Source organism: Methylomonas rivi, assembly GCF_024505165.1.
In the GTDB taxonomy this organism is placed as follows: domain Bacteria; phylum Pseudomonadota; class Gammaproteobacteria; order Methylococcales; family Methylomonadaceae; genus Methylomonas; species Methylomonas rivi.
The window spans coordinates 1-11,477 of record NZ_JANIBK010000129.1; the positions used below are offsets into that span (position 1 = coordinate 1).

Sequence of the window (11,477 nt, forward strand, 5' to 3'; positions counted from 1 at the left end):
ATGGGTCGTTTTTTGCCAGCCTATCCACATTTTGACATAGCCCATTCGCCAATCACTTTTACCTGATTTGTAGAACTTCAAACTTGATCCGACAGGCTCACTGTTAGTTTCGGCATAAAAAGACTTCATTCCATAAAAGCCCGCCAGAGCTTATCCACCCGCGCCCGCAGTTCCTTGAATTCGGCATCGCTGGCGGTGGCGCTTTCGCCTTGCAGCACTTGATGGTGGCCGTAATCGCGATAGCCGATATAGGCTTTCTTCAGCATCGCGGCATCGTCGGCCTCAATAAAACCCTGCGCGGCCAAGCCTTCCAGCAGACGCACATTATCGGTATAGGTGGCCAGAGCGGGGTTATGGGCGGTTTCGGCCAGCACGCCGAATTGGACGATAAATTCGATGTCGGCGATGCCCCCCTTGCTTTGTTTCAAGTCGAAGGTGCCGGCCGCGGAGCTGTCCAGATGTTCGCGCATTTTTTCCCGCATTTCCCGCACCTGTTGCTTTAATTCGCCAAGGTCGCGCGGCAGCGCCAGGATACGGCCGCGGATGGCTTCGTATTCCGCCTTAAGCGACAAGTCGCCGGCCACGAAGCGACCCCGCACCAACGCCTGATGCTCCCAGGTCCAGGCTTGCTCGCGCAGGTAGTTTTCGTATTGGTTGATGTGGGTGACCAGCAGGCCGGAGTCGCCGTTGGGGCGCAGGCGCAGGTCGCATTCGTACAAAACGCCGGACAGCATTTTGGTATCCAGAATATGGCGGATTTTTTGCCCCAGCCGCAAATAAAACTGGCCGCTGTTGATGGGCTTGTCGCCGCCGGTCATGGCGTTGCCGTCGGCGCAGTCGTATAAAAACACCAAATCCAGGTCGGAGGCGTAACCCAATTCGATACCGCCGAATTTGCCGAAGGCGACAATCGCGAACCCGCCGGCTTTGTCGGCTTGGGTGCCGGGCGGGCAGCCGTGTTTGTCGGCGAGTATCCGCCAGGCCCGCTCCAGTACCTGTTCCAGAATGGCTTCGGCGATCCAGGTCAAGTAATCGCTGACGATCATCACCGGCACTACCCCCATGATGTCGGCGGCCGCTACCCGCAACACATTTTGGTGCTTGAACTGGCGCAAGGCTATCATCAGCTGCTCGCCGTCGTTGCCGTCTATCCTCTCCAGTTCGCGCTGCAAATCCCGGCTTAAGTCGGCTTTTTTCAACGGTTCGAACAGGCTGCGCGGATCCAGCAATTCGTCGAACAAAATCGGATACTCGGCCATGAATTCGCAAATCCACGGGCTGGCGGCGGCCAGCGTGATTAACTGATTGAGGGCGTCCGGGTTTTCCGCCAGCAGCGATAAATACACGTTGCGGCCGGCCACCGCTTCGAACAAATTCAAAATACGCTTCAAGGTAATGTCGCGGTTCTCGACGCAAGGCACCCGCTCGATCAACAGCGGCATCAACCTGTCTAGCACTCCGGCGCCCTTGCGGGTCATGCGCTTGACCGGGGACGAGACTTTGAAATCCTGCAGGGCGGTATAAACGGCTTGCGGGTCAGTAAAGCCGTAATCGACCAGACTTTCCAGAGACTGTTCTTCGTCGACACCAGCCCAGACCAGCCGGGCGGCTTGTTGCTGGCTATCCTGTTCGCTGAGCGAAAACACCTGGTCGAAGATGGCTTGCACGCTGTGGCGAACCTTATCCAGTTCTTGTTTGAAGCTGTCCCAGTCTTCAAAGTCCAAGGAATAGGCCAGAATCTGTTGCACCAGCTCTTGTCGCGGCAAATCGTGGGTTTGCCGGTCCTGATATTGCTGGATGTGGTTTTCCACCCGGCGCAGGAAGCGATAGGCGAATTTCAGATTGGCGACGTCGTCCGCCCGCATTAATGCCAACTCGCCCAACACGCCGAGTATCGCCTGAATTTCCCGCTGTTGCAGGGCATGTTCCTGGCCGCCGCGGATCAATTGAAAGGCCTGGCCGATGAATTCCACCTCGCGGATGCCGCCGGGGCCGAGTTTAACGTTGTCCAGGCGGTCCTTGCGTTTCAATTCCTGCATGATCTGGAATTTCAGCGAGCGCAGTTCCTCGAAGGCGCCGTAATCCAGATAACGCCGGTAGACAAACGGTTTGATCAGCGCCGCCAGCTGTTTGCCGGTGTCGAAATCGCCGGCCACCTGGCGGGCCTTGATCATCGCGTAGCGTTCCCACTCCCGGGCCTGGGTCAGGTAATAGTTTTCCATGCCGTCGAAGGTCATGATCAGCGGCCCGCTGTCGCCGAAGGGGCGCAGGCGCACGTCGGTGCGAAACACAAAACCGTCCACGGTGGTTTCGTCCAGCATTTTGATCAGCGAGCGGCAGATGCGGGTGAAAAATTCGCCGTAGCTGATTTCCTTTTTCTCGGTCAGCAGGCCGTCTTCGGCATAGGCGAAGATCAGGTCGATGTCGGAGGAATAATTCAATTCCCAGGCGCCCAGCTTACCCATGCCCAGCACCACGATATTAAACGGCGCGCCGCTGCTTAAGGTGGGCGTGCCCCAGCGCTTACAGGCCTGTTGGTAGAAAAAGTCCAGCGCGGTTTGGATGCAGGCTTCGGCCAGGGCGGTCAGATCGGTCAGGGTTTCGTCCAGATCCGCCCAGCCGGCCAAGTCGCGCCAGGCGATCCGCACCATTTCCCGGCGGCGGAATTGCCGCAATTGTTTGGCCAAGGCGGCTTCGGAGTCGGCGGGCTTGTCGTGTAAATGAGATCGGTAAGCGCCGCTGCGGTTATTGGAAAACAAATCGCCGCTTTTCACCAAATCCGTCAGCAGGCCGGGGTCGCGTAGCCAGCTGTCGCGGACGAATTGGCTGCAGCAACAGACTTTCAATACCGAATTAGCAAAGGCATCGTCGGCAAAAACGGCCAAATCGTCGGCGGACAATTTTTCGTCCAGTTGCCGGTAAATGGACTGGGCCAAGTTTTGCAGGGTATCCGGCAAATGCGGCTGATGTTGCGACAGCAGGGTCTGAAGGCTCATAGGCAATATCCATAAGAATAAGTTAATGCCTAATCATACCGAAATCTCGGCGGACGTGATTTTGTAGTTCCGCATTCGTTAAATTCGTCGCGCGTGCCGGAGGCGGAATCGGCCGGCAAGCACGTTTTATGGGTAGGAGAGCCCGCACGGTAGATTTTTATCCATTTCGGCCCGGTGCCATCTCCCTCAACCCACTATAAATTCGACGACCAGCCTCCGACCGTCTTGTATTCGCGGGTAACAGAACCGGATTTCCGTCAAGTCCTTTGCCGCTTCTGCCCACCTGCTACAAGAATATCGAAGTTGTAACCGTCCGGCGTACCGGCGCCGGCCAGAAAGCTGTTGGTGGCGATGTCGAATTCGCCTGAAAACAGCTCGCCCTCGGCGGCCGACCATATTTCGGTTCCATCCGCCAGGCTGACTTCCACTATTCGGCTGCCGGCCGCCAGACTTCGGTCGTAATCGAACTCGAATCCGGCGATTTGGACAAAGCGGCCATCGGTACCGGTGCCGCCAGGCTGAATACGCGACACCGAATTTTCCAGCGCATTGACCAAGGTCGACACCGAGACGTTGCCGATCACCGCCAGCGAATTGGCGAACGGCAGCACCGCTTGTACTTCGCCTTGGCTGATGATGCCGTTTTCGTCGTTGTCGAGGTCTTCGCGGATACCGCCGGAATTGGTCAGCGCAAGCAGTGTGTTACCGGTGTTCAGGCCGGTATTTTCGTTGCGTGCCGCCCATAAAAACGCATCGGCAACCAGATTGCCCAGACTTCGATCCGCCGTCGTTATTATGAAACAGTGTCAAGCTACCGGCGTGCGCGGAGGTTACACCGGCGAGCGATAACGCCAGAAGCGCGTAAGGCATTTATAAGCGCAAAAACATAAAAAATCTCCGGAGTGGATAGACAAGGACCATACCGCATCCGATTCCAGCGAATGCGGCAATACTCAATCGAACAGTGATTCAGGCAGCGGTTGTCATGGCGCGGCGTCTGTTTATGCCCACCAAGCCCAGCAAACCGGCGCTCATCATCCAGAAAGCGGCCGGTACCGGTACCGGTGAGCCGCTGACCGTCGCCATGTCGAAACGCCAAGTGCCTGCCGTGCCATAGTTGCTGGTGTTATTGGAAGGCAAATAAACCTGATCGCCTGGAGCAAAGGCGGCGACGATGCGTAAGGCGAAATTGGCATTGTCGGCTACACCGGCAATGCTGCTGAAGTCGATGCTGCGGTTTTTAAACCAGGTATCGCCGGCATTGCCGTCGAACAGCGTGCTGTCGATAAAATTGATGCCGTCCAATGAATATTGCACCAGTTCGTAACGAGAACTGGTGTTGCTGTGGCGCAAGTCGTAGCTGATGGTAATGTCCTTGAAGCCGACGGTGCTGACATTGAATTGCACGCCGCGGGTTTTGTCGCCGGCGCCTTGCGCGGCGTAGGTGGTGGTTTGCCAGCCGGAATTGTCGGCGGCAACGGGGTCGGACGAACCGCCGTTGGATGTACCGCTGGCGAATGAACCGGTGACGCCGCCTACCAATGCGGCAGTGCCGTTGCCGATGGCGGGGATGATTGAACCGGTACCGGTTGAACTGTCGGCCGGGTTGGAATTGAAGTTCCATTGCGCGATCACCGACGCTTGCGCGCTGGCGCCAACCACGGAAAACGCCAAGCCGGCGACGATAGATTTCAAATTCATGATTAAACTCCTATTAAACAGATGGCAAACTCAAAGCTAAGGGTGATGGCTACCCGATTCGCAAACGCACAAATGCTGTCGAATCGAGCGGACGTGGTGCCGAAGGACCGAACGATTTATAGAGAAACCAAGTGACGCGAGCGTGACAAAAAAATTATGGTTTTGTGACGGAGGTTTGGAGTTTGTTTGCGGAGTTGGTTTTTGGGGCTTGACAGCGTAGCGATAAACCAATCCATGAAATTAGTGTCCGGTATTTGGGGAAGCGTTAAAAATCCAAGCTTGCGCTCGGCATTGGGCAGGCGCGGCGGAGATTTTCCGATGTCGGCGACGGTGAACCCATATTCGCCGTCGCGAAGCGTCCCCGCATCGGGGTAATCGGGTCGGAGCGACGGCATTTCCCCCGTCACGGATAAGCCTGAACCACAGGTACTTGCCATCCCACGGCCGACCCACGCCGCGTTTATTGACGTTTACCCGCCGTTAGGCGCATCGATCGCGACCGTTGCGCCTCGCATGGCTCGGCACAACCTATCCGGTATGCCCGCCTTATCGCCTTGAAGTTGCGGAGTCCCTGTTAGGCGGGATTTCATAAATCGTGCGATTTTGATGTATTTTTACCGTCAATTGGCGGATGCTATGCGAAGCCGGAAGTTCGTGGTTTATTCGGCGCATTTTAAGCATAGCCGTTAAACCCCGATCTTCCGCAACGCTTAACGGTAGGGAGTCGCAGATGAATGTGTTTTACGGTCATTTTGCCCGTAGCTCGGGATTACGGCATGGATCGGCGTTGCCGTTATCAAACCGTGCCGAGGCAAAACAGGCGGAGGATTATTCAAGATGACGGCCGCCGATACCTTGAGCCAACCGGTCGGCCGGATAGAAACCGCCCAGGGCCCGGTGATCGACGTGCGCTGCCAATATCTGCCGCCTATCGGCCAGGCCCTGGACGTGGTTAACGACAATAACCGTTACGTGTTGGTGGTGTATCAGCATCTGGAGCCGGGTTTGGTTCGGGCCATTGCCTTGCACGCGGTGTCCGGCATTCATCGCGGCATGGCGGTTTACGACCGCGGGGCGCCCCTGCATGTGCCGGTGGATGGCTCCTGTTTGGGCCGGATGTTGAATGTGTTCGGCGACCCCTTGGACGGCGGGCCGAATCTGCCGAACGCACAGTACCGTAATATTCTGGCCTTGCCGCCGTTATTGTCCGATACCTTGCCGTCCACGCAAATTCTGGAAACCGGCATTAAAGTCATCGATTTGCTGTGTCCCTTCGTGCGCGGCGGCAAAACCGGTTTGTTCGGCGGCGCCGGGGTCGGTAAGACGGTGTTGATGATGGAATTCATGCACGCGGTCAGCGCCGGCATGCAAGGGGTGTCGGTGTATGCCGGGGTGGGCGAAAGGATGCGCGAAGGCCACGAACTGTGGCACGAAATGGCCGACGCCGGCGTATTGGCCAAGGCCTTACTGGTATTCGGGCAAATGGACGAATCGCCCGGCGTGCGTTACCACGTCGGTTATACCGCTTTAACCTATGCCGAGTATTTACGCGATAGCCTGGAAACCGAGGTATTGTTTTTAATGGACAATATTTTCCGCTTTGTGCAGGCCGGCAGCGAAATTTCCGGCTTGTTGGGACGCATGCCCGCCACCATGGGCTATCAGCCCACCTTGTTAACCGAAGTTGCCTCATTGGAAGAGCGCATCGTTTCCACCAAGTCGGGCGCCATTACCTCGGTGCAGGCGGTATACGTGCCGGCGGACGATATGTCCGATCCGGCGGTAGCCACCATACTGGGACATCTGGACAGCGTGGTGATATTGTCGCGGCAACAGGCCGCCAAAGGCATTTATCCGGCCATCGATCCCCTGCGTTCCAGCAGCCGCATGATAGACCACCGCATCATCGGCGACCGGCATTATCATGTAGCGTTGGCGGTTCGCGAGCATTTGGCCCGTTATCGGGAACTGGAAGACATTATCGCCATGCTGGGCATCGAGGAACTGTCGCCGGAAGACCGCAAAATCGTCGAACGGGCTCGCCGCCTGCAACGCTATCTGACTCAACCGTTCAACACGGTGGCCGACCATACCGGCATGCCGGGGGCGAGGGTGCCGTTGAGCCGGACCATCAGCGATTGCGAAGCCTTTATCGGCGGCAAATACGACCAGCTGCCCGAGGCCGACTGTTATATGAAAGGAGCGATGCCGGTATGAACAGCTTTGAATTGCGCCTACTCGACAGTCAAAACAGCCAGATCTTCAGCGCGGTGACGCGTTTCATTGGCGCGGACGAAACAGGCAGTTTTGCGGTACTGGCCGGACATGCGCCGTTGATTGTGTTGCTGCGCCAGGGTTTGGCCCGCTTTTGCGACGTTGAAGGACATTGGTATTACCTCGCCTTGCCCGGCGGGGTGTGCCGGTTTGCCGACAATTGTCTGTCGGTCTGCACGGTACGTTATTTCGTCGGTGACAAGCGGGATGAAATCTGCCAACAGTTAAGCGACGAATTGGCCAGAACCGACTCGCAATTGCATGCGGCCCGCCTTACGCTGACGCAAATCGAACAATCCCTGGTGCGGCGTTTGGCCGAGCTGAGTTTGCATGGAGATATTTAAACATGCGCGACCGACACACATTGCTCGAAAAAACCCGCCGCGACATCCGCCGGCTGGTCAAAAAGGAAAATCAACCGGCCGGTTGGCTGGGCATGCTGTTTTACGGCGGCACGCTGGGCCTGTTGTTTGTTACTCCCATGGTGCTGGGCGCCTATTTGGGCCGATGGCTGGACACCTTGGCGGCCGGCTATTCGGTACGCTGGACGGTCAGTCTGATTGTGCTGGGCATCGTCACCGGCGGTTACAATGTGTTTCGCTTTATTCAAAGGCATTGAGGCATTATGAATCGAGAGGCAGAAGGCCTGGTCTGGCACCTGGGGGATTGGGTTATTAGTAATACTGTTATCACCACCTGGTTGATCATGCTGGGATTTGGTTTGCTGGCGCTGTTGCTGCGTTTGTCCGGCTATCAAAAGCCGTCGAGTTTACACAACGCCCTGGAAGCCGTATTGGTCGCCATCGAAACGGCGGTTGCCGACGTAGTACCGGCGGCGGCCGTGCGCCGGGTGCTGCCATTTGTTGCCACGCTGTGGCTATTCGTGCTGGCGGCTAATCTGGTCGGATTGCTGCCGGAAATGCACGCCCCCACCCGGGATTTGTCCGCCACGGCCGCGCTGGCGATGCTGGTGTTTCTGTCCACCCATTGGTTCGGGATACGCGCGCACGGACTGGGCGGGCATCTCAAGCATTACTGTCAACCCAGCGTCATTTTGCTGCCGTTTCATATCATCAGCGAAATTACCCGCACCCTGGCCCTGGCGATTCGTTTGTTCGGCAACATGATGAGCCTGGAAATGGCGGCCTTATTGGTGTTGTTGATCGCCGGTTTCCTGGTGCCGGTGCCTTTGTTGATGTTGCATGTGGTGGAAGCGGTGATACAAGCCTATATTTTCGGCATGCTGGCCTTGATTTATATCGCCGGCGCCCTGGAATCCAACGAGCCGGACTCTTCTAATCGCGAGGAAAATTTATGAACGAGCTGCATTTATTCAGCATGATTTCCACCGGCGTGGCCGGACTGGTGATTGCCCTAGGCACCATGTTGCCGGCCGTCGCCATGGGGCGGGCAATTGCCGGCGCGCTGGAAGCCCTGGCCCGGCAACCGGAAGCGGAAAAAACCATCACCCGCACTTTGTTCATCGGTTTGGCCATGATCGAATCGCTGGCGATTTACTGTCTGGTGATTGCCTTGATCGTGTTGTTCAGAAATCCGTTGTTGGAGTATTTTTTAGGTAATGCCGGCAAGTAAAAAGTCGTCTGGATGCCATCCGGGGTGTATGCCCCTTTAATCCCGGATGCCGCTTCGCTGCATCCAACCTACTAAGTGTAAGATTGAAGCGCCCATGGCTAGTTGGGAGCCGGTTTTTTTATCGCAAATGGGAATATCGCCATGCAACTGGACTGGACCACATTCATCCTGGAAATTATCAATTTTTTGGTGTTGCTGTGGATACTGCAACGGTTTTTGTATAAACCGGTCATGGCCAGCCTTGACGCTCGGCAACAGCGCATCAAGCAGGAAACCGCCCGCGCCGAACAATTACGCAACGAAGCCGAGGCCTTGCGTTTGCAGTATGAAACCCGCTTGGCCGAGTGGGCCAAGGAATATGAAGCCAACCGCCATCAATTGGAAGCCGAATTGCAACAGACGCGCGGCAAGGCGTTGGATGAATTGAGAAAATCGCTGCTCGATGAAGCGGCAAAAAAGCAGGTTCGCGATAGTGCCGTTATCGCGGCGCACGAGACGGCCTTGATCCGCGAGGCCGCCGCCGAAGCCTACCGGCAAGCGGCGCAAATGTTGGTCAGATTGGCGTCGCCGGCCTTGACTGAGGCTATCGTGGAGATGTTTTTGGCTGATCTGGCCGCATTGAGCGATAGCGAACTCGCCACGCTACGTAAAGCCGGGCAGGCTTTGATTCCGGAGTCGCTGGTGGAAGTACGTGCCGCCCATGCCCTGGATGCGGCCAAGCAAGACAGCATAAGCCAAGCGCTCGCTACCGCGGCGGGACGGCTTTTGACGCCGAGCTTCGCCGAAGACGCCGGCCTGATCGCCGGCATTCGGGTGGTAGTGGGCGAATGCCAGCTGCATGCCAATCTGTTGGACGAGCTGGCGTTTTTCCGCCGCCGGAATCGGCATGAGTAACATTCCCGCCGCCTATCGGTTCGAACTGCGTTTGTCCGAGCGCGGCTGCGTGGCCGGCATTGGCGACGGCATCGTCTGGGTGCGTGGCTTGCCGTCGGCGCAACTGGACGAATTGATCGGTTTCGACGACGGCAGCAGCGGACTGGTATTTCAATTGGGCAAGGATATGCTGGGGGCGATTTTATTGTCGCAAAGCCACGACCTGACCGCCGGCATGTCGGCCCAGCATATCGGCCGCAGGCTGGAAGTGGGCGTGGGCGAAGTCTTGTTGGGTCGGTTGGTCGATCCCCTGGGCAAGCCGCTGGATGGTCTGCCGGCGCCGGACTACCGGCATTACGCGCCGTTGGAAGCGGCGGCGCCCAGCATTCTTGAGCGGGACTTCGTCAATCAGCCGCTCTACACCGGCAGCAAGATCGTCGATGCCCTGATTCCGATCGGCAAGGGCCAGCGGCAGTTGATCATCGGCGACGATGGGCTCGGTAAAAGTTCGCTGGCGCTGGATGCGGTGATCAATCAGCGCGGCCGGGATATTTTGTGCGTGATGGTGATGATAGGGCAAACCCGGGCCTCGATTGCCGGCGTGATCGAAACTCTGCGGCAAACCGGCGCCCTGGAGCATACGGTAGTGGTGGTGGCGGAAGCCAACGCTCTGCCGGGGTTTCGCTATCTGGCGCCGTTTTCCGGTTGCGCGGTTGCCGAACACTGGATGCGCATGGGCCGGGATACCTTGGTGGTTTACGACGATTTGACCCGGCACGCCCAATCCTACCGGGAGTTGTCGTTGTTGCTGCAGCGCCCGCCGGGCCGCGAAGCCTATCCGGGGGATATTTTTTATTTGCATTCGCGGTTATTGGAACGCTCAACGGTACTATCCAGCGCCAGCGGCGGCGGCAGCATGACGGCCTTGCCGATAATCGAAACCCGCCAGGGCGAATTGTCGGCCTATATTCCGACCAACCTGATTTCAATAACCGACGGACAGATTTATTTCGATAGCAAATTGTTCGCCGCCGGCATGCTGCCGGCCATCGACATCGGCCGCTCGGTGTCGAGGATCGGCGGCAAAGCCCAACATGCCGCCATTAAAGCCGCCTCCGCACGTATTCGGCTGGATTATCTGCAGTTTCTGGAGCTGGAGTTGTTTGCCCGCTTCGGCACCCGTCTGGAAGCTGGGGTGGAAGAAAAGCTGCGGCGCGGCCGCCTGTTACGGGAAGCATTAAAGCAGGACAGGCTGGAGCCCTGGCCGGAACAGGCGCATCTGGGCTGGCTGTTGGCCTACAGTGAAGGCTTGTTGGCGGAGATTGCGCCGGTGGCTGTGAATGCCATTTTGAACAAATTGCCGCAAGCGCTGGCCGATAGTCCGCTGAACTTGAATTCTCCCAAGCCGCAATGGCTGGCGGTATTGCGCGAGCGACTGGCCGAGCTGAAATGAGCCAACGCCAAGACATCGAAGCCAAGCTGGCACTATATGACGAACTGAATGGGATTTTAGGCGCGATGCGCAGCTTTGCCTTGGCGGAGCTGAAACGGATAGGCAGGCACGAGACCGCTCAACAGCAAGTCATGGATACGTTGGTGCTGGCTGTGCAGGACTTGGCCGCCTATTTGCCGGCAGCGGCCGTGTCTCCGCTTACGGCCCAAAACCGCCTGAACGACATTTGGGTGGTCTTGGGTTCGGCGCGCGGTTTTTGCGGTAGTTTCAATGAGGATGTGATACGGGTCTGGCGCCAGCAAGCGCAACAGGGTAATCCAACCATTCTGGTCGGCGAGCGCTTGCGGGGTTTGCTGGCGGGAGACAATTTGATCGGTATTCCCGGTGCCGAGAGCGGCCTGGACGCCTCGACGGCTATCGATCGCATATTGGACGCGGTTGCGGCGTTAAGGTTGGACGATCCGGCGGAATTCGGGTTGATCGTTTGTGTGCGGGACGATCGCGCGGCCCGCTGCCAACGTTTGTGGCCCTTGCTTTCCCATGCGCCCGCGAGCGCCGGTTACCCGCCGTTGACGCTGATGCCGGCG

The 11,477-nt window shown here is 57.4% G+C and carries 11 protein-coding genes; 8 read left to right on the top strand and 3 right to left on the bottom strand.

Going from position 1 to position 11,477, the window contains the following annotated elements; genetic code table 11:
- Positions 1-125 precede the first annotated feature (125 nt).
- From glnE to NP596_RS16875, 3 genes are all read right to left on the bottom strand, one after another.
- Positions 126-2,996 carry a bifunctional [glutamate--ammonia ligase]-adenylyl-L-tyrosine phosphorylase/[glutamate--ammonia-ligase] adenylyltransferase gene (gene glnE, locus NP596_RS16865; RefSeq protein WP_256616558.1) on the bottom strand — a complete coding sequence of 957 codons (2,871 nt, stop codon included), beginning with the start codon at positions 2,994-2,996 and terminating at the stop codon, positions 126-128.
- Positions 2,997-3,253: 257 nt separating this feature from the next.
- A complete protein-coding gene (locus NP596_RS16870; RefSeq protein WP_371927970.1) occupies positions 3,254-3,793 on the bottom strand; it encodes a 5'-nucleotidase C-terminal domain-containing protein in 540 nt (179 codons plus the stop codon).
- A 172-nt stretch (positions 3,794-3,965) separates the two neighbouring features.
- Complete coding sequence (locus tag NP596_RS16875; protein ID WP_256616559.1) at positions 3,966-4,697, bottom strand: VPLPA-CTERM sorting domain-containing protein; 732 nt, start codon at positions 4,695-4,697, stop codon at positions 3,966-3,968.
- 837 nt (positions 4,698-5,534) lie between these two features.
- Between NP596_RS16875 and atpD the strand changes: the two genes are divergently transcribed.
- From atpD to NP596_RS16915, 8 genes are all read left to right on the top strand, one after another.
- A complete protein-coding gene (gene atpD, locus NP596_RS16880) occupies positions 5,535-6,914 on the top strand; it encodes a F0F1 ATP synthase subunit beta (protein ID WP_256616560.1) in 1,380 nt (459 codons plus the stop codon).
- Positions 6,911-7,315: a F0F1 ATP synthase subunit delta/epsilon gene (locus tag NP596_RS16885; protein ID WP_256616561.1), complete on the top strand. Its 405-nt coding sequence runs from the start codon at positions 6,911-6,913 to the stop codon at positions 7,313-7,315. The genes atpD and NP596_RS16885 overlap by 4 nt, the downstream gene beginning before the upstream one ends.
- Before the next feature lie 2 nt (positions 7,316-7,317).
- Positions 7,318-7,590 (top strand): AtpZ/AtpI family protein, encoded by a 273-nt coding sequence (locus tag NP596_RS16890; protein WP_256616562.1) that lies wholly within the window; start codon positions 7,318-7,320, stop codon positions 7,588-7,590.
- Between the two features lie 6 nt (positions 7,591-7,596).
- Positions 7,597-8,289: a F0F1 ATP synthase subunit A gene (locus tag NP596_RS16895; RefSeq protein ID WP_256616563.1), complete on the top strand. Its 693-nt coding sequence runs from the start codon at positions 7,597-7,599 to the stop codon at positions 8,287-8,289.
- Positions 8,286-8,564 carry an ATP synthase F0 subunit C gene (gene atpE, locus NP596_RS16900; protein WP_256616564.1) on the top strand — a complete coding sequence of 93 codons (279 nt, stop codon included), beginning with the start codon at positions 8,286-8,288 and terminating at the stop codon, positions 8,562-8,564. The genes NP596_RS16895 and atpE overlap by 4 nt, the downstream gene beginning before the upstream one ends.
- A 141-nt stretch (positions 8,565-8,705) precedes the next feature.
- On the top strand, positions 8,706-9,458 hold the full coding sequence (locus tag NP596_RS16905; RefSeq protein ID WP_256616565.1) for a F0F1 ATP synthase subunit delta: 753 nt from the start codon (positions 8,706-8,708) through the stop codon (positions 9,456-9,458).
- Positions 9,451-10,890, top strand: a complete 1,440-nt coding sequence (locus tag NP596_RS16910; RefSeq protein ID WP_256616566.1) for a F0F1 ATP synthase subunit alpha — start codon at positions 9,451-9,453, stop codon at positions 10,888-10,890. Before NP596_RS16905 ends, NP596_RS16910 begins: the two co-directional genes overlap by 8 nt.
- The coding region (locus NP596_RS16915; protein ID WP_256616567.1) for a F0F1 ATP synthase subunit gamma at positions 10,887-11,477 on the top strand (591 nt) is incomplete at its 3' end. The genes NP596_RS16910 and NP596_RS16915, both read left to right, overlap by 4 nt.